Source organism: Luteolibacter yonseiensis (assembly GCF_016595465.1).
Taxonomy (GTDB): Bacteria; Verrucomicrobiota; Verrucomicrobiia; order Verrucomicrobiales; family Akkermansiaceae; genus Luteolibacter; species Luteolibacter yonseiensis.
In genome coordinates, this window is sequence record NZ_JAENIK010000011.1 from 555,881 (window position 1) to 577,779 (window position 21,899).

21 protein-coding genes and 1 pseudogene are annotated in these 21,899 nt (G+C 54.2%); 10 read left to right on the forward strand and 12 right to left on the reverse strand.

From position 1 onward, the window contains the following. Positions 1-227: 227 nt before the first annotated feature. Positions 228-1,625, reverse strand: a complete 1,398-nt coding sequence (locus JIN84_RS12100) for a hypothetical protein (protein ID WP_200351300.1) — start codon at positions 1,623-1,625, stop codon at positions 228-230. Beyond that, a complete protein-coding gene (locus JIN84_RS12105; protein WP_200351301.1) occupies positions 1,597-2,097 on the reverse strand; it encodes a hypothetical protein in 501 nt (166 codons plus the stop codon). The genes JIN84_RS12100 and JIN84_RS12105 overlap by 29 nt, the downstream gene beginning before the upstream one ends. A 426-nt stretch (positions 2,098-2,523) precedes the next feature. Here JIN84_RS12105 and JIN84_RS12110 point away from each other — a divergent pair, with 426 nt between their 5' ends. Both JIN84_RS12110 and JIN84_RS23525 read left to right on the forward strand, forming a co-directional pair. After that, the gene (locus tag JIN84_RS12110; protein WP_325099608.1) at positions 2,524-2,826 is read left to right on the forward strand and encodes a transposase; all 303 of its coding nucleotides are present in this window, start codon (positions 2,524-2,526) and stop codon (positions 2,824-2,826) included. Positions 2,827-3,141: 315 nt separating this feature from the next. Next, positions 3,142-3,438, forward strand: a pseudogene (locus tag JIN84_RS23525) (integrase core domain-containing protein); the annotation flags it as partial. Positions 3,439-3,512: 74 nt separating this feature from the next. Here the strand turns inward: JIN84_RS23525 and JIN84_RS12115 are convergent. The 8 genes from JIN84_RS12115 to JIN84_RS12150 form a co-directional block, all read right to left on the reverse strand. Further along, entirely contained in the window at positions 3,513-4,391 is an 879-nt protein-coding gene (locus tag JIN84_RS12115) for an OST-HTH/LOTUS domain-containing protein (RefSeq protein WP_200351302.1), read from the reverse strand. A 17-nt stretch (positions 4,392-4,408) separates the two neighbouring features. After that, the gene (locus tag JIN84_RS12120) at positions 4,409-5,242 is read right to left on the reverse strand and encodes a CHAT domain-containing protein (protein WP_200351303.1); all 834 of its coding nucleotides are present in this window, start codon (positions 5,240-5,242) and stop codon (positions 4,409-4,411) included. A 126-nt stretch (positions 5,243-5,368) separates the two neighbouring features. Beyond that, positions 5,369-5,980 (reverse strand): hypothetical protein, encoded by a 612-nt coding sequence (locus tag JIN84_RS12125; RefSeq protein ID WP_200351304.1) that lies wholly within the window; start codon positions 5,978-5,980, stop codon positions 5,369-5,371. A 175-nt stretch (positions 5,981-6,155) separates the two neighbouring features. Continuing rightward, on the reverse strand, positions 6,156-9,425 hold the full coding sequence (locus tag JIN84_RS12130) for a ribonucleoside-diphosphate reductase subunit alpha (protein ID WP_200351305.1): 3,270 nt from the start codon (positions 9,423-9,425) through the stop codon (positions 6,156-6,158). Between the two features lie 85 nt (positions 9,426-9,510). Further along, positions 9,511-10,611, reverse strand: coding sequence for a ribonucleotide-diphosphate reductase subunit beta (locus JIN84_RS12135; protein WP_200351306.1), 1,101 nt, complete (start codon positions 10,609-10,611; stop codon positions 9,511-9,513). A 607-nt stretch (positions 10,612-11,218) separates the two neighbouring features. Next, complete coding sequence (locus JIN84_RS23480; protein WP_200351307.1) at positions 11,219-11,470, reverse strand: HepT-like ribonuclease domain-containing protein; 252 nt, start codon at positions 11,468-11,470, stop codon at positions 11,219-11,221. Between the two features lie 65 nt (positions 11,471-11,535). Continuing rightward, entirely contained in the window at positions 11,536-11,862 is a 327-nt protein-coding gene (locus JIN84_RS12145) for a nucleotidyltransferase family protein (protein WP_200351308.1), read from the reverse strand. A gap of 67 nt (positions 11,863-11,929) precedes the next feature. After that, positions 11,930-12,988 (reverse strand): M42 family metallopeptidase, encoded by a 1,059-nt coding sequence (locus JIN84_RS12150; protein WP_345714832.1) that lies wholly within the window; start codon positions 12,986-12,988, stop codon positions 11,930-11,932. A gap of 88 nt (positions 12,989-13,076) precedes the next feature. Here JIN84_RS12150 and JIN84_RS12155 point away from each other — a divergent pair, with 88 nt between their 5' ends. The 3 genes from JIN84_RS12155 to plsX all read left to right on the forward strand — a co-directional run bounded on the left by JIN84_RS12155 (position 13,077) and on the right by plsX (position 14,927). Then, positions 13,077-13,580, forward strand: a complete 504-nt coding sequence (locus JIN84_RS12155) for a YceD family protein (RefSeq protein WP_200351309.1) — start codon at positions 13,077-13,079, stop codon at positions 13,578-13,580. Between the two features lie 14 nt (positions 13,581-13,594). Further along, positions 13,595-13,777, forward strand: coding sequence for a 50S ribosomal protein L32 (gene rpmF / locus JIN84_RS12160; protein ID WP_200351310.1), 183 nt, complete (start codon positions 13,595-13,597; stop codon positions 13,775-13,777). A 106-nt stretch (positions 13,778-13,883) separates the two neighbouring features. Continuing rightward, positions 13,884-14,927, forward strand: coding sequence for a phosphate acyltransferase PlsX (plsX, locus tag JIN84_RS12165; protein ID WP_200351311.1), 1,044 nt, complete (start codon positions 13,884-13,886; stop codon positions 14,925-14,927). Between the two features lie 93 nt (positions 14,928-15,020). Here the strand turns inward: plsX and JIN84_RS12170 are convergent, their stop codons facing one another. After that, positions 15,021-15,665: a hypothetical protein gene (locus tag JIN84_RS12170; RefSeq protein WP_200351312.1), complete on the reverse strand. Its 645-nt coding sequence runs from the start codon at positions 15,663-15,665 to the stop codon at positions 15,021-15,023. A 436-nt stretch (positions 15,666-16,101) separates the two neighbouring features. Here JIN84_RS12170 and JIN84_RS12175 point away from each other — a divergent pair, with 436 nt between their 5' ends. The 4 genes from JIN84_RS12175 (at position 16,102) to JIN84_RS23410 (ending at position 20,134) form a co-directional block, all read left to right on the forward strand. Further along, entirely contained in the window at positions 16,102-17,103 is a 1,002-nt protein-coding gene (locus tag JIN84_RS12175) for a beta-ketoacyl-ACP synthase III (RefSeq protein WP_234043445.1), read from the forward strand. A gap of 261 nt (positions 17,104-17,364) precedes the next feature. Further along, positions 17,365-18,765, forward strand: a complete 1,401-nt coding sequence (locus JIN84_RS12180; RefSeq protein WP_200351313.1) for a capsular polysaccharide export protein, LipB/KpsS family — start codon at positions 17,365-17,367, stop codon at positions 18,763-18,765. Then, positions 18,758-18,949 carry a hypothetical protein gene (locus JIN84_RS12185; RefSeq protein ID WP_200351314.1) on the forward strand — a complete coding sequence of 64 codons (192 nt, stop codon included), beginning with the start codon at positions 18,758-18,760 and terminating at the stop codon, positions 18,947-18,949. Before JIN84_RS12180 ends, JIN84_RS12185 begins: the two co-directional genes overlap by 8 nt. 33 nt (positions 18,950-18,982) lie before the next feature. Further along, positions 18,983-20,134 (forward strand): cytidylyltransferase domain-containing protein, encoded by a 1,152-nt coding sequence (locus JIN84_RS23410; RefSeq protein WP_200351315.1) that lies wholly within the window; start codon positions 18,983-18,985, stop codon positions 20,132-20,134. A 393-nt stretch (positions 20,135-20,527) separates the two neighbouring features. On the opposite strand, the gene JIN84_RS12195 is transcribed toward JIN84_RS23410, so the two are convergent. After that, the gene (locus JIN84_RS12195) at positions 20,528-21,091 is read right to left on the reverse strand and encodes a hypothetical protein (RefSeq protein WP_200351316.1); all 564 of its coding nucleotides are present in this window, start codon (positions 21,089-21,091) and stop codon (positions 20,528-20,530) included. Between the two features lie 63 nt (positions 21,092-21,154). On the opposite strand from JIN84_RS12195, the gene JIN84_RS12200 reads away from it, so the two are divergent. Beyond that, positions 21,155-21,859 (forward strand): hypothetical protein, encoded by a 705-nt coding sequence (locus tag JIN84_RS12200; protein WP_200351317.1) that lies wholly within the window; start codon positions 21,155-21,157, stop codon positions 21,857-21,859. Positions 21,860-21,899 lie beyond the last annotated feature (40 nt).

Below are 21,899 nucleotides of genomic sequence, written 5' to 3' on the forward strand. Positions count from 1 at the left end.
GCATCATCACTGGCTGGCCCGAGACCGCGGTCTGAGCAATTATTCCTCGGCCTCGGCGTGGACGTCATCCGAAGCGACGTGCTGATTCAGGAATACATCGATGTGCACGGGAAATGATCCAAGACGAAAAGTCTGATCCTTTATCCCGATAAGTGGAAAATGGAATGGAGAGGATTATGGTTATTCTTCGGTCATTTATTATGTGAAAAAGTATTGTATCGGCTGAATTAATCCGTATCCAGTCTGTAGAATGTAAATTCTTCCGATCTGTCAATACCAAGGAGTTCTCGAAGGCATATCCTGCTCCAATCTTCAAATTTGGAATCCTCAAGCTTCTCGATATTAATTATTTTTCCGCTCTCACTATTTCCAGAACGCTGGACAAATTCATCCGGACTTAATCTGATGCGGAGATTGTCCAGGTCAGTGTAAAAAACACATGCAACCGCAAGGTGTTTCATAGATCGGGGGTTGTTCTTTAGCCAAATAAATAGTGGATTAGAAATAAGTGGATTCAATGTGACACCTAGTTCCTCATATAGCTCTCTAGTCAAGGCGTAGTGGCATGTGCGATCAAAATTAGCGTCGCTTCCTGCTGCAAATTCGTCATCATCACGAACATGGCCCCCGAAATATGTTACGACTTTTCCTGATTCAGGAGATCCCTTGCTTACTCCCTTTTGATGTTTTTTTGCAACTAGGACGCTACGATTATTTGGATCAAATAGAATAACTATAGGTAATGGTTGAATTTTGGTTTCATCGTCCTCTACTGTTGTTCTCTTTTCATATTTTAATTTTAGGAAATTGCGTTCAGGCCAATCTTCAGATTTCCATATATCCCTGTTCTCGAATTGGATGACGTCTTTGCGATCGAGGTATGCGATATTTTCTTCTGTCAGATCGCTCAGCGTTTGAAGTATTTGCCTCGTTACCTTGTAACCAACTTGATTTTGATCGATGCAAGATGTGTCGATTTGTTCTATTTTTCGGAAATCTCGATCATATTTTTTCACCGCAAAATCCAAAGATTTGTTGAAAGCTTCAATAACTCTATGATTCATGATGGTTCCCGATTTTCGGGTAAGTAAATTTTTGTATTCTCTTTCGAGTGCGGATTTTTCGCTTACTTTAAAAACATATACAATATCGATTAGGCTTCGAAAGCGATCCATGGTTAAATATTTGGAAAGTACTTTGTGCTCTTCATCGGACATGTATTGGGAGTCTTTTTGCCAATAAAACCAACATAGGGCATCGAAAATTCCTCGATCACAAATAATAACGTCTAAATTTCTCCATGATCCAGCAACATAATCGGCTAGCTGTGCTATAGCTGAATTGGATGTCCAAATATTGAAAAGTGGACTAAATTTGTCACCAACTGGACAAATGCTTGCCCGCTCGGTTACGAGCCGAGTTTTGAAACCATTACGCTTTAGGAAAAGATTGAGAGCTGATAGGCAAGATGTTTTGCCTGCTTTGGGAGTTCCGCAGAATTCAATGACAATAGGTCTTCGTTTTTTAGATGCCTTTCGCTGCTCGAGAATGTCCTTTGCCAAGGCCTCAAGTTCTTCAATCTTTTTTAAATCGGAATCACTCATTGAATCTAATTTTTGTTTCAAGTTGTTTGATTAATTTCCCACAGGAAAATCCTATGAAAAATCCCAATGTAGTACAAGCGTATAGGAAATTCGTTTCTTTTAAATCGGGCGATTGAGAGATAAATTTATGTCCGGCTTGCAATGCAACAACTGCGATTAGTCCGAACGCGCCCGCGAAAACTGGTCTTGCGAAATAATAAATTGCATATCCGAAACGGATCATCGAATGATTGTTCAATCTTTTTTCTGGAAGAGGGAGGTGAAGTGTTTTGTAAAGCTTTCTTATGTAATATATGGAAGAACCTATAATGCTGCCGCATATCGCTGACAAAAATCCGTTTCCTGGAGCGTTCTTGAACCACCACCCGCCCCATGATGCGCCAGAAAGTAATGATACAAGAATCGCGCTTGACACAATTAGTAATAATGCAAAGTAAGACGCTAAAATACCTACAAGTAAGGATGGTAGATGGTTTTTGGTTGTGGCGTTCATTTGCGTTTGAGTCAAAATGTGCTTAAAGCAGTCAATGCGAGGGGGCTTTGAGCAGCTCCTCTAGCTAGAGCTGCTCTTGTTCAGGGGAAGTCAGTACCGATAACTAAAAAGAATTGCAAGAAAAGACTCAGGCTGCGGGCTTTTCTGTTTGTCGTAAGGTCCCGAAGGCACTGTGTCTACTTCGATTAAGAGGTTGCCTGAAAATAAATGATTTGGAACAATTAGGTTGTATTAACCAATTAGTCTAAGGCGATCTGGGTTTGATCCAGCCCCTATAAAGAGGACACTTTCCGATGAGAGTTTTGCAGGGTAAAACCAGCAAAACAAACACATGAAAAGAAGGCACAGCGCGGAGCAGATCATCCGTATCTTTGGAGAAATCGAAAACGGTGGCCTGAAGGCTTCCGACGCCTGCCTCCGCACGGGATCAGCGAGCGGGCCTACTTCCACAGGAAGAAGAAATACGGAGGCATGGATGTCAGCAAGGCGACACGCCTCAAGGCTCTTGAGGAGGAAAACTCCCGGCTCAAGCGTCTGGTGGCCGATCAGGCGTTGGACATCCAGATCCTCAAGGAAGTGAACTCAAAAAAAGTGGTGAGCCCCGTGCAAAAGAAAACCGTCATCGAGACATTGGTGAGCGCGGGCAGTTGCGGCGTCGCACGGGCTTGCCGGTTGTCCTGCCTAGCACGCTCGGCGGTCTATCGGCGGGCGATGCCCGACGCGTCGTAGATGGCTCAGGAGGGATTGATTGTGGAGACGTCGCGCTCTCATCCCAGCCTGGGCTACCGCAAGGTCACCGCCATCCTGGGGACGGGTACGGCGAGACCATCAATGAGAAACGGGTGGCGCGCCTGCGCCGCCGGGACGGCCTGCAGGCCTCTCGCAAGCAGACGAAACGCCGGCGGATCGAGCCCCGGGTGACGTCACGGCGTGTGGCGAAGCGTCGCGACGAGGTCTGGAGCTATGACTTCATCCAGGACTCGCTGGCGGACGGAACCACGGCGAGGATCCTTTCGGTGATCGATGAATACAGCAGGGAGTGTGATGCTGAGATCCGCCCGGAGCTTCCCGTCGAGCCGGGTCATCGACTGCCTGGAGGAGGTGTTGGTGACAACCGGTCGCAAACCGGAGTGGCTCCGCAGCGACAACGGTCCGGAGTTCGTTGCCAGTCAGGTCCGGGAATGGTTGAAGAGCTCGGGAGTGGGCAGTGCCTACATCACGCCGGGTTCGCCATGGGAAAACGGTTACGTGAAAAGCTTCCACGCGAGCCTGCGGGCGGAGTTCCTGAACAGGGAACTGTTTTTCAGCATGAGGGAGGTATCGGTGATGCTGGAGGGCTGGCGTCATCACTACTTTCCCAAGTGTCTTGAAAGAATGTTACTGTGCGGAGACTGGCGCCGGTCAACAATTTTTGCTCAGCTGATTCTCTTTAATCGGACATATGCCGAATCAGCTGCCTTCGCTCGCGAGGATTTTTGCTCTGCTTTTGTCTCAAAAAGATTAGTGGAATCTAGAAACTTATTTAGTTTTTCAAAACCTAATATTTTATAATCAACCGGCGTATAAGTTTTTAAGTATTTGCCGAGGGCTGCCACTGATGCCCATCCATCAGAGTCGGCTAAAGTAGCTACGGCGCGCGTTAAATAATCGTTTATTTGAGATTTCGATATATTCCTGTCTTCGGCCGTGGCGATGGGGATCTTAATTGTTTCTGGAGGATTTGCGGGTCCGACAGTTCTCTTTGAGGTATTTTTTTTATCTTTCGCTATCAACTCGGCCGTTTGGGCCAAGATACTATTCATATTAATAGCCAACTGCCTTGAGAATTTTTGGCGAAAGTCAGGAATGCCAGAATAACTTTCGGTAAGACCTTTGAGACGCATTTTGTCTTTAAATGTCCGGAGTACGGTGAATTGGTCGATTTCTATTTTTTCGGGATCAACTGGGCTTTGCGAAAAGTATAGCATTACCGGTTTATCTTTCGTGGTGAATTGTTCGATTTCTTCGGCAGTTCCACTAATTGATACGCCTGTGTGAGTTCCAATCCGTGTCCAAAAAACTCCTACCAAAATGTCGCAATCATCAACCAACTGGTTATTGATGATTGCCTGTGGCCTGTTTCCGAGAAGCGGCGCAGAATGGCTTTCCCATTTGATCGGCATGAGAATTGCTTTGGTTTGCAGTGCTGACACGGCATTCCATTCATTTATGATTTCAGGAATGACATTTCGTTCGTCACCAACATCACCAGGTGACGCAATCAGAACCTTGAAAACTTTGGCGTCAAATGGCATATGTAATTGTTTGGAGGTTATAGTAGTACGACATTGTCGGAATCCACGCTGGGACGAGAGAATAATTGGAGCAGATGATCCCCGGGTAATCCTTCCATAACTAGGGTTGACCTGGCTTCTCGGAATGCCCGCTGCACCGAATGTCCAAAGCCAATCGCACTGTAGAAAGATGCGGAGAAAGCTATTGCGGACGAATCATCAATTTCTCCAGATATTCCGACTACGCAGTCAATAGCTTTGGATATTTCCTTGGCTGCCATATCGGAATAACACGAATTCAGAAAAATAATCCGTATGTTGTCCTTCATAGTTTCAAATGCATCTGCCAGCGCTTTAGGAGAAACGAGTTTTGAATTGCCAGCAGCATCTTCAAATGCGATTCCGCCATTAGGTGCGCCGTGACCCGATAGATGAACAATTTGAGGATTTATTTCATTTAAGTATTGAAATAAATCAGCGGGTCTTACGGCCCACTTGCTTTTGAAATTGAGATTGGCGCGGAATTCTGAAGTTCGGATTTTGTTCTCGATCTCTCGAGTTTCTTCATCAAGTCTAAGCCGATCCTCATTTAAAGGGCCTAAACCTAGGAATAGCATATCTATCGACTTGGTGCTAGATTTTTTGGGGGCGCCGCCAAGGTGGGGAATGGATCCAATCCTTGAAATAAGCCGACTTTCCATTTCTTTGATGCCGCTTGCTGTCAAGCTCCAAGTGCGAGAGTTTTTAGTTGTGGAGAAATCGACAAAATGTCCACTTTTTCCTAGGCAATCGCTAACATTGATCGAATTTGCCTTTGGTGTCCTAGCTTGCGAAAGGTGCTCTCTAATTTCACCACTTGAGAGCGGATGCATGCCTTTTGCATGGACCTTGTAATACAAGACATACTGACACCTCTCAACATTGCTTCGCGAGCTTTTAAGGAATTCGATAAGCGTCATAGGTGCTTCAATTGGTAGGAGCACTTAGAGGATCGAGCTTTATTGGCTATCCCCTCTTGCTTGAGTCACTAACGTAATGGCATTTTTGATTCCTTCTTCGGTGAGAAACCATTTAGAACGACCCTTGCTAGTATCTTCATTTACCCATGCGGGCTTTTTCTTGGTTTTGAAATTGCCAAAATCTCTGGACACGTTTGAGGCTCGAATCGTATTCGCTTGTCTGAAGTGTTTGTTGAAAGACGTTGCAATGGCTACTGCTGAAAGTTCTTTGTGCTCGGTTTGTTCAGTAGTTATATACAAAAACCATAATGCCTTGTCGGCTGTCGACCACTCTTGTTTAGGGCTTCCCCATTTTTCAATATCGTTTCTAAATTCGATGGCTTCCGAATCTTCCGGGGTGGCAGTTTTAGAGGATCCATTGGATGAAGGCTTGCGTTTTTTCTTTCCGTCTCGGGTGGGATTGCTGGGGATTGCGTCGATATCTATAACTTTGTCATCCTGAGGTTTGGGAGATACCAAGTTGGCAGAAGGTGCCAAAAGTCCTCCTAATTGATCATTCAGGGTTTTGGATATTTGGTTTGCATCTTGACGGTCTCCTTCGATCTCAATTTCAAGTCCGGTAAGTTTTAAACGCATTTTGAATTTTGCCATAATGTGATGTTACTTGATTTTGATTGAAGGGGGGGGCGTTTGTACTGTCAGCGGCAGACCTTAGGCGCGGAGGGATATGTCATCTGACCTGATGAAAGCACACCGAATTCAATGTCCAGTCCTAATATGGATTTTTTTCAAGTCTAGCAGAAAATCATACCTATTTCATTATCGATCACTGGCACGCCTCGCACGTCCCCCCATTCAGCATCGCATCGATGCTGCACGCGTTCTTCTCCTCGGCGGTGTAGGTCTTCGCCGCTGGGGTGGCGGTGCCGGCGAGGCCGCGGACTTCTTTTTTGACGTCGATGGTGGATTTCTCGATGTTGGAGGCCTGGAGGGTGCGGAGGTAGTAGGTGGTTTTCAGGCCCTTGTCCCAGGCGCGGCGGTACATGTGGCTGAGGGTCTTCATCTCGGGGGTGGCGAGGAAGAGGTTCACGGACTGGGATTGGTCGATCCACTTCTGGCGGCGGGCGGCGGCGTCGATGATGTATTCGTGGGCGATGCCGAAGACGGTCTTGTGCTTGTGCTTGATGGGCTCCGGGATGTCGTCGATGGCGTCGAGCTCGCCGTCGAAGTACTTGAGCTGGTCGAGCATTTCCTGGTTCCAGAGGTTGGCCTTTTTCAGGTCCTTCACGAGCTCGCTGTTGAGGACGATGAAGTCGCCGCTGAGGTTCGACTTGACGTAGAGGTTCTTGTAGTTCGGCTCGATGCAGGGGGTGGTGCCCATGATGTTCGAGATGGTGGCGGTCGGCGCGATGGCGAGCACGTTGGAGTTCCGCATGCCGTGTTTGGCGATTTTCTCGCGGACGACGGACCAGTCCATCTTGCCGCCACGCGGGACGTCGATCTTGCGGCCGCGCTCGGCCTCGAGGAGGTCGACGGTGTCCTGCGGGAGGAGGCCGCGGTCCCACTTGCTGCCCTTGTAGGTGCTGTAGGTGCCGACTTCGGAGGCGAGGTCGCTGGACGCGTTGTAGGCGTAGTAGGCGATGGCTTCCATGAACTCGTCGTTGAACTCGACGGCGGCTTCCGAGGCGAAGGCGAGGTTCCGCTTGTAGAGGGCGTTCTGGACGCCCATGACGCCGAGGCCGATGGGGCGGTGGCGGGTGTTCGCGGTCTTGGCGGCTTCGGTGGGGTAGAAGTTGATGTCGATGACGTTGTCCAGCGCGCGGATGGCGACGGTGATGGTTTCCTTGAGCATCTCGTGGTCGAGCGCGCCGTCACGGGTGATGTGGGTGTCCAGCACGACGGAGCCGAGGTTGCAGACGGCGGTCTCTTCTGCCGAGGTGTTCAGTGTGATCTCGGTGCAGAGGTTCGACGAGTGGATGACGCCGCAGTGGTCCTGCGGGCTGCGGACGTTACACGGGTCCTTGAAGGTGATCCACGGGTGGCCGGTCTCGAAGACCATCTTGAGCATGGATTTCCAAAGCTCGAGCGCGGGCATCTGGCGGGACCAGAGCTTGCCCTCGGCGGCCATGCGCTCGTATTCGGTGTAGCGTTGCTCGAAGGCGGAGCCGTAGAGGTCGTGGAGGTCCGGGACCTCGTTCGAGCGGAAGAGGGTCCAGGTGCCGCGCTCTTCCATGCGCTTCATGAAAAGGTCCGGAACCCAGTTCGCGGTGTTCATGTCATGGCAGCGGCGGCGCTCGTCACCGGTGTTTTTGCGGAGGTCGAGGAAGTCCTCGATGTCGTTGTGCCACGTTTCCAGATACGCGCAGCCGGAGCCGCGGCGCTTGCCGCCCTGGTTGACGGCGACGAGCTGGTCGTTGTGGAGCTTGAGGAAGGGGATGATGCCCTGGGACTCGCCATTGGTGCCCTGGATGTAGCCGCCGGTGCCGCGCACGGCGGTCCATGAACCGCCGAGGCCGCCGGCCCACTTGCTGAGGAAGGCGTTTTCGGCGATGCCGCGATACATGATGGACTCGATGGAGTCGTCCACCTTGTAGAGGTAGCAGCTGGAGAGCTGGCTGTGGAGCGTGCCGGAGTTGAAGAGGGTGGGGGTGGAGGAGCAGAAGCGGCGGCCCTTGTAGAGATTGTAAAGTCGGATGACCCAGCCCTCGGCGTCGTTCTCCTCACGCTTGAAGAGGCCCATGGCGACGCGCATCCAGAAGAACTGCGGCGTCTCGATGCGGCGGTGCTTGCTGCCGGTCTTGTCTACGATGAGGTAGCGGTCGTAGAGCGTCTGGATGCCGAGGTAGTCGAAGTCCAGGTCGGCGGTGGGGTCGAAGGCGTCCGAGAGCTTGTCGAGGTTGTAAACGTCGAGCAGTTCGGGGTTCAGGCGCTTGATGGCGATGCCGTGTTTCAGGTAGCCCTTGAAGGCGGCCTTGTGCGCGGCCTTCAGCTTGTCGATGCCGTCGCGGGAGATGCTCCAGTCCAGCACTTCCTCGTAGATGTAGGAGAGGAGGATGCGGCCGGCGAATTTCGCGAAATCCGCGTCTTTCTCGATGAGCGCCTTCGCGTTGAGGATGATGGTGTTCTTGAGGTCCTTCTCGGAAATCTCATTGCCGACGGAGCGGCGGAGCTCGCGCTCGATCTCGACCTCGGTGAGGTTCAGGTCGAGGCCGATGGAGGCGTAGGAAATGCGCTTGCGGAGATCGCCGCCGTCCCAGAACGAGGAAACGCCCTCGTCGGAAATGACGGTGACCATCAGCTCCTGGTTCGGATCCTCGGCGAGGTCCTCCTCCTCCTTGCGCAGCCGGGCGCGCTCGTCGCGGTAGCGCACGTAGTGGGTGGCTGCCTTGAAGTGGCCCTGGCGCATGAGTTCCTCCTGGACCATGTCCTGCACGTCCTCGATGTGGACGAACGACGAATCCCCCCTGCGGATGCGGTCGGTCACGCCCTTGGCGACCTCCACGGCGGGTTCGGGGTTTTCCTTGATGGTGAGGAAGGCTTTGCGCACGGCGATCTCGATTTTCGTCTCCGACCATGGGACGACGTTACCATTACGCCGGATCAGGCGGACGGGCAAGGCGTGCGGGCCGGTGTGGACGTCCACGGCGCCGGTTTTTTCCATGGAACGGCGGAAGGCGAGGGACTTGGCGACGTCGTAGGCCTCGTTTTCGAGCAGGGCTTTTTCGATGAGCAGGTAGAGATCGGCCTCGGAAAGGCGGAGGCGGCCATCGGCTTTCAGGGAATCCGTGAGGAAGGAGGCGACGGAGTGGGCGACGTCCGAGACGAACTTGCGGTTGACGTCGGAGAAAATGGATTGCTCGTCCTCGCGGCGGGAAATGAGCAGGTCGGCGAGGGAATCGCCGATGGCGTCGGCGACGTCCTCAAGGGAGAAGTGGCTGTCGGTATTGCCACGGGTGATGGTGATGTCGGTGACGGGCTGGCGTTTTTCGGTGGAAAGCACGTCGCGCCATGCGAAGCCGCGGTCGGTGAGGGCGAAGCGATCGGTGACGACTTGTTTGAGAGCCAGGTCTTCGTTGAGGTTGAGAGAGCGGTACATTTTGGGAGAGCGGGTGAGGGTGTAAGGGTGGGTTTTTCTGGGGTGCTAAGGAAAAACAGGTCTCATGAGACCCGGCGGACGTGTATCACAGCTCGTCGTCGTCGACTGAGGCCAGGGCGGAGGCTTTCTGGTATTCCGTGACACGGCCTTCGAAGAAGTTGGTCTCCTTCTTGATATCCATCATCTCGGCGAGCCACGGGAAGGGGTTGGAAACGCTTTCGTTGAGAGGGACGAGGCCGCAGGAGATGAGGCGGCGGTCGGCGATGTAGTCGATGTAGGCCTCGAAGTCGCTGGAATTCAGTCCGAGGGCCGAGACGGGGAGGCAGTCGCGGATGAATTGTTTTTCCAGGGTGATGCCTTCCTTCATCGTGTTGCGGAGGTCGTCGCGGAATTCCTCGGTCCAGACGTCGGGGTTCTCGTCGATGAGGTCCATGAGGAGGTTGCGGAAGACCTCGATGTGGTTCGACTCGTCGCGCAGGGTGTAGCGGAACATCTGGCCGATGCCGGGGAACTTGTTCTGGCGGTAGAGGCTGAGGATCATGCCGAAGAGGCCGTAGAACTGCGTGCCTTCCATGACCTGGCCGAACATGAAGATGTTCTTGGCGAGGGCCTGCTTGTTTTCCGTGATGGTGAGGTCGATGTCGCGGCGGAGGGCGCGGCTGTTCGAGACGACGAAGTTGTTTTTCGCGGTGATGGACGGCACGTCCTCGAACATGGCCTCGCACTCGTGCGGGTTGATGCCGAGGGAGGAGATCATGTAAACGAGGCTATCCGCGTGGATGTTCTCCTCGTGGGCGTGGCGGCCGAGCACGAGCTTGAGCTCCGGTGCGGTGACGACCTCGCGGACGACGTGGAGCACGTTGTCCCCCACGATGCCCTCGGCGGCGGAGAAGTAGCCGATGCCCATCTTGATGATCCAGCGCTCGACGTCGGAGATCTCGTTGGACCGCCATTGTTCCACGTCCTTCTGCATGGTGATGTCCTCCGGCTCCCAGTGGTTGTTCTTCATCGTCTTGTAGAGGTCATACGCCCACTGGTATTTCAGCGGGAGGATGTTGAAGAACATGGTTTCCTTGCCGTTGATCACGCGCTTGCCCGCGTAGGCGAGTTCGGCTTTTTCGCGATCCAGGATGAAGGTTTTGTTGCCAAGCGAGACAGTGGTGGTGGCGGAAGAATTGGAGGACATGGACGGAAAAATGACGGGAAAAGAGGGATGAAAAGAGCGCCCAACAGCTGACTGAGCGGGGCGAAGGCTGACAGCAATTGTCACGCCGGGTCAATTCGATTTTGCCCATGTGGTATCAACAAATTATTCACAATACAAGATGTAGTGTTTTGGTGTGAGTATTTACAAAGTAAACATAACGCATTGTCTAGGGTTAGCGAAGATCTTTGAAAGAAATGCGGGGTGTGTCTAGGTGCGAAGATTTTTCTGCCGTGTGACAGCTCTGCCACAAGGATTGGGAAATTTGAAAAAATTGTTTAAGTTTTGCGAAATTCCAACCATCTAGAGAGATTAACTTTCGCAAGCGATTGGTCTGGAAATGTAAAAGATTTTACCGACGCGCGGGTGGCCGGTTTTGGAAGATCCGGGTATGAAAAAGCCGCATGCGAGACAGGCGTTTTGTGGAATATCGGACATCGAAGGAGGAGGGCCGCCGTCTGGCGGCGTCGCCTCCCTTGTGAGGCGCGTCGGCGAGACTGGCCTTCCCTGTATCCTGCGGTCTCGGGCCTGTGAAAGAGCTGGCAGGAACGCCCGTCTCGCCAGTGGATCTGTCGGCCAATCAGAATTTTCAAGTGCCTGGCTGGCTGAGTGCGAGATCCAATTGTTTTCGCAGAGGGGGAATTTTGTTCTTTGTCACATCCCACACCAGCTCGGGATCAACAGAATCGTAACCGTGGATCAACCGGTTTCGCAGACCGACGATGCGAGGTAAATCAGGAATGATTTTAGCAAGGGAGCCGTCTTCTTTGCTCCCGCTCCAAGCGCTTCGCCGATGATCTCGAGCTGGCGTCCACCGCAGATTGAAGAAGCTCCGAGTCAAGGAAGGTCTCCAGCGATACGTTTTTCAGGAATTCCTGAATCCGGATGCAGGCAGTCTTGGAATCCTCAAGCCGCTTGATGGTCCTGAGATTCATAGATCGAAACCGCTTCCTGTGCGAGTGTGGAGGCAAAATGTGGATTACGGATGGATCCGGGAGTGAGGAGATCCACCGCTCTCCCGAATAATTGTTCCAAGGATAGGGCGAGATCCAGATAGCGATCCGCATAGCCGGGCTCGCGGGTGGAATTGAAGACGGCGATCACATCGACATCGCTGGTCTCCGGATCGAAATCCTCTCTCACTGAAGAACCGAATGCCGACAGCTTGAGCACGCCATGCTTTTCGCAAAGCCGGGCGATCTCGTCCGCATGGATGGAAAACAGAGCATTCAAGGCAGCCCCAAGATGCGGGAGTGTCGGCATCAAGTCAAGGCGGTGGCCGAAAACCGTTTCTTGGAAATCAGAATTTCCAGTCGTGTTGGTCCAATTCGCAAACGCAGGCGGCGAGAAGCTGGATGCACGCGGAGAGGTCGTCCTTGTGGCAGGTCTCGATGGTCTGGTGGATATGCCGGGTGGGGATGGAGACCGCGCCTGCGATGGATCCGCCGGCGACCATGCGCTGGAGGCTTCCGGTATCGGTGCCGCCGGCGATGAGGATTTCCGGCTGCCACTTGATCTTGTGGCGTTTCGCGGCGGATTTCATGAATTCGATCATCCGGTAGTCACAGATCACGGAAGAATCCATGAGCTTGATGCCCGCGCCCTCACCCAGGGTGGTGCAGCGTTCCTGCGGGGTGGAACCGGGAACGTCGTAGGCGATCGTCGTGTCCAGTCCGATGCCGAAGTCCGGCTGGATCCGCAGCGCGGCCGCCTGTGCTCCCCGCAGGCCGACCTCCTCCTGGACGGTGAAGACGGCGTAAAAGTCATAGGCGGGCTTGCGTTTGGATTTTTTCAGCTCCTTCAGCGTTTCGAGAAGGACGAAAACCGACGCGCGGTTGTCCAGGGACTTCACGTTCACACAGTCACCGAGTTCGACCAGCGGCGAGTGGCGGGTGACGAAATCCCCCACGGCGACGAATTTGTCCACTTCCTTCTTGGGGAGTCCGAGATCGATGAAAAAGTCCGTGATTTTCACCACCTTGTTCTTTTCATCCGGAGTCATGATGTGCAGGGGCTTGGAGCCCATCACGCCCATGATGTCCTTGCGTCCGTGGATGATCACGCGCTGGGAGGTGAGGGTCTTCGGGTCAAATCCACCCACCGGGTTGAAGCGGACGAAGCCCTTGTCATCCACGTGTGTCACGATGAAGCCGATCTCGTCCATGTGGGCGGCAGCCATCGTTTTTTTCTCGGATGATCTGCCTTTTTTCAAGGCGGTGACGTTGCCCATGTTGTCCACGCTCACGTCGTCGGCGAGGCCTTTTAGCTCGGTGAGCACCAGATTTCGGATCTCTTTTTCAAATCCAGGGGCGCCTGGGGCTTCACAAATCCGTGCGAGAAGGGGAACGTCAATGGGCATGGTGCCCGGCAAACTAGCGAATGGCATGCCCATGACGAGACGAAATATTGCGACTTGGCGAAGCCCTGCCGGGCGTTACATTCCGCCCATGAAAAAACATCTGGTCATCGACCTCGCCAGCCTGCCGGAAGAGGGCAAGTCATTCGCCGGCGAGCTGTCGCAGGAAATCTTCGATCTACCCGAGGGGGATGCGCAACCTGTTGGTCCTCTGGTGTATGATCTCTGGGTCCAGCGCTTCAGTTCCGAGCTTTTGCTCACAGGAACCCTCTCCGCGCCGTTCGAATTCACCTGCGTGCGGACCCTGCATCCGTTCGTCCAGACCATCCATCTGGAAGGTGCCGCGGTGTCTGTTGAGATCGGTCGGGAGGGTGAACTCGACGTCACCGAAGGCCTCCGGGAAGAGGTCCTCATCAACTTCCCGGTGGATCCCCGTTGCGAGGAAGGGGACGTGCCGCAGAAATGTGAAATCGATTCTCGATATTTATCAGTGGACAAGGTCCCGGAAGATGGGCTACCCACTCCGCCCCGCGCCGGGAGTGACGACCGTTGGTCCGCTCTCGACAAACTAAAGGACCAAAAGGACCAACTCTAACCGAACTAACGACCATGGCCGTACCAAAACGCCGCCAATCCAAAAGCCGCCAAAAAATGCGCCGTGGCGCCACCCGCTGGCGCGCACCGATCTTCAAGACCTGCTCCGAGTGCGGCAGCAAGGTTCCCTCGCACATCGCCTGCCCTTCCTGCGGCAGCTATCGCGGCCGTCAGGTGCTCGAAGTCGAAGCACTCTGAAGCCGGGAAAGACTCCACTTTAGAAAATTACCGCCCGGGGTGACCCGTGGCGGTGATTTGTCGTCGTCATGTTTTCCAGCTCCCCCCATACTTGCTTTAAGCTCAAATGAAAGTCGCCCTAGACGCCATGGGCGGGGATCACGCCCCCGCGGTCAACATCGGAGGAGCCATCGACGCGCTCCGGTACTATCCGAAAATGCAGCATCTTTACCTTGTGGGTATCAAGTCTGTGTTGGAGGAGGAATGCAGGAGGCAGGGATTGGATCTCAATGACCCGCGTGTCAGCATCGTGGATGCTCCGGAAGTCATCGGCATGGCGGAGCCGGGAGCCAAGACGGTGAGGAAAAAGAAAAATTCCTCCATCAACATCGCCATGGACATGGTGAAAGATGGACGTGCCGATGCCTTCGTTTCCGCAGGAAATACCGGTGGAGCCGTCGCGGCCGCCACTCTCAAACTACGCACCCTTCCCGGTGTGGATCGTGCCGGCATCGCCTCGGCGCTGCCGAACGAGTACGGCATCTGCCACATTCTCGATGCCGGAGCGAATCCGGAGGCCAAGCCCGAGCATCTCGTCGCCTACGCCGTGATGGGCACCGCCTTTGCCCGTGGTGTGCTGGGGGTTAAGGAGCCGAAGGTCGGCCTCATGTCGAACGGCGAGGAAGACGAAAAAGGCACCACCTTCACCAAGGAGGCGTTCAAACTCCTCAAACAGACACCCGGTATCAATTTCGTGGGCAACGTCGAGGGCCGCGATCTTTTCGAATCTGAACTCGACGTGGTCCTTTGCGACGGCTTTGTCGGGAACGTCATGCTCAAATCCATCGAGGCAACCGCGAAGGCGGTTTCGAAATGGTTGAAAACCGAAATCAAGGGCAACCCTCTCCGCATCGCCGGAGCCATGCTCGCCCAAGGAGCCTTCCGTGCGCTCAAGGAAAAGAGCAGCTATGAGACCTATGGCGGAAGTCCCTTGCTTGGAGTGAATGGTGTCGTCATCATCGCCCATGGATCCTCCACCGCGCTCGCGGTGAGAAACGCCATCCGCGTCGGCCTTGAAACTGTCGAAACAGGCGTGAATCCCCGCATCGAGGCCGCTCTCGCCGCGATCCATCCATCCGCACCGGTTGAAGCCGCCACGGTGACGGTTTGAGCCGCATCGCGATTCGAAACCCCGGCCCAAATAAAAACCGCACGGTTTCCCGTGCGGTTTCATAAAAAGGAGGCGTGCTCCGGACGATCAGGCTCAGAAGCTCAGGCGCAGACCAACCGAGTAAAGCAATGTGTCTTCCACCAAGCTGTCATCCGAAGTGTCCAGCTCGTATGAGATGCCGGCGAACGGTTTGACGTAATCGATGGCCGTCACATACAGGTTGAGGCCGATGGTCGTGGTGTCGACCGCATCCAGATCGTCATCGGAGACGCCGAAGCTCTGCTCCAGATGTGGGTTGACTTCCAACCATGACGTTGGTGCCCAGCGGATACCCACATGGAGATCGATGTTGCCCAGCTCCTGTTCGATTCCGGAGGTTTCAAGTTCCGTGTATTTATAGCCGATGCCGTAATACACATCCGCGCTGTCGCAGATCGAGCCATAGCCGCCGAGACCTGCGGTGAGACGCAAGGTATCGAGCGACTCGTCCGGAATGCCGTTGGCATCCGTTTCGATTTCGCCGTCCTCATATCCCAGATAACCGAAGAAGCCCTCGGCGATCTGGATGCGGCCTTTCGCGACAAAACCTTCCAGATCCAGATCGATTTCATCAACCGGCGTTTCAGCGGATCCATTCAAATAGCCGAGATCCAGATGTGTGTAGCTGAACTGCGAGGCCGTTGCATTTGCCGAAAGCAATGCGGGAAGGATGAAAGAAGAAAAAATGAGCTTTTTCATGCGTTTATATAGACGTAATCGACTGGTTATTATTGTTGTTTGCGGGTTCCCGCGAGCCCGAAACTGATCACTTCTTCGGATTTGTCCAGAAATGAATGAATGGCTTTCATTTCGCTTCGAGGATCAGAAGAGGTGATGATTTATTATTGAATAACAATAGGTTATGTCGATATTGATGCGGCTGGATCGGTGGGACTCACACGGTTTCAGGATGCGCACGTCGACAACCAATACCATGGGGATCGACCCGTCACGGAACAGCGGAAAGGGGGAGTCCGCACGATGATCGTGGACTGGTGTCGGGAAGATTTCGGACGGCAAGGAGGAGAAGCGCTGCCCGGGCGCTCCACGCGGGCCAAAACCTTGCTACAAATCCGCAGGCAGGAACCAACTTCGCGCTTGTGAGGCCGTCCCGTCAGTTCCACTCTCCCGCCGCATGAGTGAAATTTCCTCCGCCATCCAAGTTTGCATCGCTGGAACCGGCAGTTATCTACCAGAAAGAATCCTGACCAACGCCGAATTGGCCGAGCGGGTGGAAACGAGCGACGAGTGGATCGTCACGCGGACGGGCATCAGGGAACGCCGCATCGCCGCAGAGGGGCAATGCACTTCCGACATGGCAACCGAAGCGGCCAAAAAAGCCCTTGAACAGGCCGGCCTCGCCGCCGAGGACGTGGAACTCATCATCGTCGCGACCATCACGCCGGACACTCTGACTCCGGCCACGGCATGCTACGTGCAGAAAAATCTGGGCGCGCTCGGTGCGGTGGCATTCGACATCTCCGCCGCCTGCTCGGGATTTCTCTACGCCATGAAAATCTCCAAGCGGATGATTTCCAGTGGTGCCTTCAAAAACGCGCTGATCATCGGTGCGGAAAAGCTCTCCGCCGTCACAAATTGGGAAGACCGGACCACGTGTGTGTTGTTCGGCGATGGCGCGGGAGCCGCCGTTCTCCGTGCCGCCGAGCCGGAAGAGGGTTCCATCCTCGCCACGGAAATGGGCACGGACGGCAATCTCACCCATCTGCTCAACATCCCCGGCGGCGGCACCGCGTGCCCCATCACCTCCGAAAACGTGGGAGAAAATCTTTTCGCGCTCACCATGATGGGCAAGGAGGTCTTCAAGCACGCCGTCACCCGCATGAAGGAAGCGGCGGAGAAAGTCATCGAGCGGGCCGGACTTCAGCCTCAGGACATCGCATGTGTCATTCCCCACCAGGCGAATCTCCGCATCATCGACGCCATCGCGGACCGTCTCGCCGTGCCAAACGAGCGGGTTTTCGTCAACCTTGACAAATACGGCAACACTTCCGCAGCAGCCGTCGCCATTGCCTTGGACGAAGCGAACCGCAGCGGTGCTTTCAAGCGGGGGGACAATATCGTGCTGGTGGTCTTCGGTGCGGGGCTGACCTGGGCCGCCGCTGCCGTCCGGTGGTAGGGCCATCACAGGTCAGCCGGCGGAAGTCCATCCGGTCCGGTATGGAAATTTCTTCGGATAGGGTTTTCAATCTGCTTCGTGTATCTGTGGAAACAGGATCCGTTCGTGCAAAATGCCGCACCGGGGCGGGTTTTTGACAGTTGACGAAGCATGTTCTTTACCTAGTCTTCTGCTTCTAAACGGATGCGAACGCCTGAGCCGGTCGGCTGAAAAAGGTAATGAAAGGTTGAGCTGAACCCAATGATTTGACGGATAATCTCTATGTTGCCCACACTCTCCCTCGGAGCCTATCGTACAAACGCGGATGCGGAGGAGCTACTGGCGATTACTCCCTCCCCTGCGGAGCATGGGGATCGTGTGAACGGGGGCTTGGAAACCGTCCCATCCGTAAAGAAGAAAAAGATTCTTATTGTCCAAGGTGATTGGGAAAGCGGCATGTCTCTCCTGGCCCTTGACCTGAAGGATGCCGGTCACGAGGTGGGGAAGGTGTTCTTTTGCGCTCCTGATCTTGTCTACCGGCTGCGTGGAGTGCGGACGCATCTTTTCCGCAAGCCATTGGAGGCTTTCGAAGCGTGGTTGCGGGAACTGGTCCACAGGGAAGGCTATGACACATTTTTCCTCTACAACCATTACCGACCCTACAATCAGGTGGCTTGGAAAATGGCGGAAGAGCTGGATCTGGGCTGCCATGTCTTCGAGCTCGGACTGATCCGGCCGAACTGTGTCACCGTGTTCAGCCAGAAAAGCCAGCCACTGCCAACCATGGCGAAGGCCTGGGCGGAGCTGCTCGCCGGGGGTGCGCCGCCGAAGGTGGTGGAAACCCCGCCGGAAATCTGTCAGGTAAGCACGCCTGCCAAGCTGATGTCTTTTTGTACGAATTTTTTGATCAGCCGGGTGACGTCCCCGCTTTTCCCCAACTTCGTCGACCAGCGCAGCATGAAACTCTGGGGGCATTTCAAGCACGGGGTCGTCCACCTCTGGCGTTTCATGGAGCGTAGCCGGGACTTCGAATACGACAAGCTGTTCGCCGGTGAAATGTCCGGCACCTACTATGCGGTGCCGCTGCAGGTCCACAGTGATACCCAGATCACCATGTGTTCGGACTTCCGGTCGATCGAACAGTTCATCAAGATGGTCGTGAAGTCTTTCGCCCATCATGCTCCGGTCGAGACGAAGCTCGTTTTCAAGGTCCATCCGATGGACCGGGGATACAAGGACTACACGGATCTGATCGCCGGACTGAACCATCGTGTGGGAGGCGACCGCATTCTCTATGTGGATCGGGTCCACCTGCCCACGCTGCTTTCGCACTCGAAAGGAGTGGTGAACATCAACAGTTCCGTCGGTATTTCGGGGCTGGTCCACCATGTCCCGGTGATCACCTTGGGGAGGGCGGTATACAACCTGCCCGAGCTGACTTTCGAGTCGACTCTCAATGATTTCTGGTGCGAGGCCCGCAAGCCGAAGGCACAGAGAGTGTCGCAGTTCATCAACCTGTTGCTGATGACCAGCCAGGGGCGGGGGACACTGTCCCAACGTTGCTTTTCGGTTCCGGGGCGATGCAAGATCCGTTGGCCGGAGCCATTCCAGCGGGAGTTTTTGCCAAACCAGGAAATTTTTCCAGGAGATGCCCATCACAAGAAATCCGAAGCTGATGATTGAATCACGCCTTCGGCTGATGTCGCTGGTAACCAAAGGCAGAACACCTTCGAAATCATTCAACGCATTCTTAAATGATCCACAATCAATCGCCTGTCCGGCCGCCGGTGATTACCGGAATTGCCAACCACCAACCAAGGGATTGCCGAATCGCTGGAAAAACCGCCAAGGCCGCTCCGATGATTGACGGAACCGGGCAAAAACGTTCACAAATTGTCCCGTGAAGTGCGTCGCCATCATACCGGCCCGGGGTGGTTCGAAGGGTCTTGTGCTGAAGAATCTCAGGAAAATCGGTGGTGAGAGACTCGTCGTTCGCGCGGTGAAAGCCGCTTTGGAGAGCGCGTTGATCTCCCACGTTTACGTTTCCACGGATTGTCCCGAAATCGCACACGTTTCCCGGAATGCCGGAGCAAGGGTGATCGCCCGTCCGACGAATCTGTCCGAGGACGAATGCTCCTCTGAATCCGCGATCCAGCACGTGCTTTCCGAACTGGGGAAAAATGGTGAAATGCCGGATTTCGTGGCATTTTTGCAGTGCACATCACCGTTCACCACGCCTGGAGATATCACGAATGTTCTTCAGCCGTTGCTGGAGGGTAGGGCGGAGTCCACATTTCTTGCGGTTCCTTCCCATGGGTTTCTTTGGAGATCCAATGGGAGCGACGGCGGAGCTACGGGAATCAATCACGACCATCTGGGAATCCGCCAGCGGCGTCAGGATCGTGAACCCGAGTACCGGGAAACCGGAGCCGCCTATGGATTCGGCGCGGCTGACTTCCTGAAACAGCAGAACCGCTTCATCGGGCGGGTGATGGCTGTGGAGTCGCGAAGCGTGCCCTTCGACATCGATGATATGCGCGACCTGCTCCAAGCCAACGATACGGTCCAAAGAGCCAAACGGACGACTCCGAACCGCCCGATCAAAGCTCTGGTGACGGACTTCGATGGTGTCCACACCGACGGAAAAGTCGCGGTGTCCGAAGATGGAACCGAGACGGTGAGGTGCAGCCGCCGGGATGGGATGGGGATCGAAATCGCTAGAAAACAAGGGCTGCCGGTCTTGATCTTGTCGAAGGAGAAAAATCCCGTCGTCGAAATGCGTGCCAGGAAGCTACGGGTCGAATGCATTCACGGATGCGACGACAAGCTGTCCGCCCTGTCCGCATGGCTTCGGGAAAAAGAGCTCCATTGGGATGACATCGCTTATGTGGGCGATGACATCAATGACTTGGATTGTCTCCAGTTGGCGGGGCTTTCTATTTGCCCGGCTGATGGGGTGGGCAGGGTGAAAAGCTGCTGCGATCTCCATCTGAACACCGCGGGAGGCGAGGGGTGTGTCAGGGAGGTAATTGACTATATTGGAATTGTGTGAGTGATTTGGTGGCCGCTCCGGAGCAGGCGGGCCGGATGTTGGATTGTTGGGCGGTGGAGCGTTTGATCGCGGCCCGAAGGAAAACCCACATGAAAACCTTCCGACGCAGGGCACGGTCTGCCCGATTTTCCAGCGCGCAATCGAGACTCGTGGCAAAGCTGCGGTAACCCGGATCTCCGCAGCCATGATGGGTCAACGAGTGGGGGGATCGTGCAAATCGCCTCTTTGAACAAGATTTTTTGACAGTTGACGGTACCTATTCTCTATTTAGCCTCAATCCCTTCAGAACAGATGCAAATACAGAGGAGTGGTGAATATTAACAGGTCGGTCTGCATTTTTGAATCCGGCCATTGTGGGCCGATGATCACGTTGGGTCGTGCGGCCGGACGTTTTCATATCCGGCTTGTGCTGGGGGACTCGAACAATTCCGCACTCTTGTGGGACAATCCGATGGATGGAAGGAGGGTGGTTTTGTCAAACTGCGCCCAAATACGGGCAGATGCATCGGAGACACCGCGCAATGTCGATCCCACGTGGCGTTTTGTGGTGAAATTCAGCGGGAGGAATCGTGGTTTGAGGTGTTTCCAACCTGTCATGGACATAACGCGGGGAGTGGTGACTCCCTCATGATTAACTGATCGCACGAAACATTCCTTATGCTGGAAAAGGTCATTATCCCGGAACCGCAGGACAACCCGGACCGGGTGGCAGCCGAAAATCATCTCGTCGGCACCCTCCAGGAACGATCCATGGAGGAGAAGGTCACGATCTGGATGAAGCGCTTGACAGCATACATCCATCGGACCGGCTTGTTGCCCAGGAGCCGGAGGATCAGGAAGCCCTTTCATCTTCATCTGGGTGTCCACAAGACTGGGACCACCTATTGTCAAACGGTTTTGCTTCTCAACAAACACAAGCTGGAAGCCAAACAAATCACCTATTGGGATCTGGCTCATACAAGGAGACATCTTACGCCATACTTGCTCAGATTATCCCGCAAAAATGGCGAACCTCCGGTGATGGAATGCGTCCAACGCATCCGCTCGCAGGTCTTTGCTCCGGATGTGCTGAAGGGGAAGCGGGCGATAATCTCCGACGAAAATCTGCTGGGCTTCATCGTGGACATCGTTCGAAGGAAGGGCTATCACGCTTTGGTGAAAAAACTCGTCGCGATGAGGGACGTGCTTGGAGGGGAGGTCAGGGTTTTCCTCACCATCAGAAGCTACGCGGACTTCATTTCATCCATGTATTGCGAACTTGTCACCACCAAGCCCTACTTTTCATTCGAGGAGATCCGGCATGGGAAATTTGTGACCGAATTGTCGTGGCTGAGGTTGTACCGAGCCCTTGCCAAGGTGTTTGGCAGGCATAATGTCGTCATATTTGAATATGATCTGCTGTTTTCCCAGCCGTCGGAACACATGTGCTATCTCGCGGGTGCGCGGATCGATTTTGAATTTCCCGGAAAAGGGATACGGGTATCGCCCTCGGCGAAGGCCGTTGAGCACATAGGCATGCTCAGTCAGGATGGGAGCGCCATGTCGGTCAGGAAAATGGTCGTGGAGGCTAACCGGAAATTTCCCAAGAATGCGGACAACCCGGCCTTTGATCCGTGGACCCCGGAAGAACGCGCCCGGTTGGACGAACGATACCGCAAGCATTTGAAAAGAATCCCCCGTTGGCATCCCGGCAAAGCCAGAGCCATCGACAGGGAGGATGAATGAACTCACGCACCCGGGCAAAATGAATCTTGCTGGTTGATCG

Coding starts and splice junctions, on each gene's coding strand:
- JIN84_RS12105 (WP_200351301.1), bottom strand. CDS start 2,097: ATGAACGCCACAACCAAAAACCATCTACCATCCTTACTTGTAGGTATT.
- JIN84_RS12115 (WP_200351302.1), bottom strand. CDS start 4,391: ATGCCATTTGACGCCAAAGTTTTCAAGGTTCTGATTGCGTCACCTGGT.
- JIN84_RS12120 (WP_200351303.1), bottom strand. CDS start 5,242: ATGCATCCGCTCTCAAGTGGTGAAATTAGAGAGCACCTTTCGCAAGCT.
- JIN84_RS12125 (WP_200351304.1), bottom strand. CDS start 5,980: ATGGCAAAATTCAAAATGCGTTTAAAACTTACCGGACTTGAAATTGAG.
- JIN84_RS12130 (WP_200351305.1), bottom strand. CDS start 9,425: ATGTACCGCTCTCTCAACCTCAACGAAGACCTGGCTCTCAAACAAGTC.
- JIN84_RS12135 (WP_200351306.1), bottom strand. CDS start 10,611: ATGTCCTCCAATTCTTCCGCCACCACCACTGTCTCGCTTGGCAACAAA.
- JIN84_RS12150 (WP_345714832.1), bottom strand. CDS start 12,988: ATGCCCATTGACGTTCCCCTTCTCGCACGGATTTGTGAAGCCCCAGGC.
- JIN84_RS12155 (WP_200351309.1), top strand. CDS start 13,077: ATGAAAAAACATCTGGTCATCGACCTCGCCAGCCTGCCGGAAGAGGGC.
- rpmF (WP_200351310.1), top strand. CDS start 13,595: ATGGCCGTACCAAAACGCCGCCAATCCAAAAGCCGCCAAAAAATGCGC.
- plsX (WP_200351311.1), top strand. CDS start 13,884: ATGAAAGTCGCCCTAGACGCCATGGGCGGGGATCACGCCCCCGCGGTC.
- JIN84_RS12170 (WP_200351312.1), bottom strand. CDS start 15,665: ATGAAAAAGCTCATTTTTTCTTCTTTCATCCTTCCCGCATTGCTTTCG.
- JIN84_RS12175 (WP_234043445.1), top strand. CDS start 16,102: ATGAGTGAAATTTCCTCCGCCATCCAAGTTTGCATCGCTGGAACCGGC.
- JIN84_RS12180 (WP_200351313.1), top strand. CDS start 17,365: ATGTTGCCCACACTCTCCCTCGGAGCCTATCGTACAAACGCGGATGCG.
- JIN84_RS12185 (WP_200351314.1), top strand. CDS start 18,758: ATGATTGAATCACGCCTTCGGCTGATGTCGCTGGTAACCAAAGGCAGA.
- JIN84_RS12195 (WP_200351316.1), bottom strand. CDS start 21,091: ATGAGCCAGATCCCAATAGGTGATTTGTTTGGCTTCCAGCTTGTGTTT.
- JIN84_RS12200 (WP_200351317.1), top strand. CDS start 21,155: ATGGAATGCGTCCAACGCATCCGCTCGCAGGTCTTTGCTCCGGATGTG.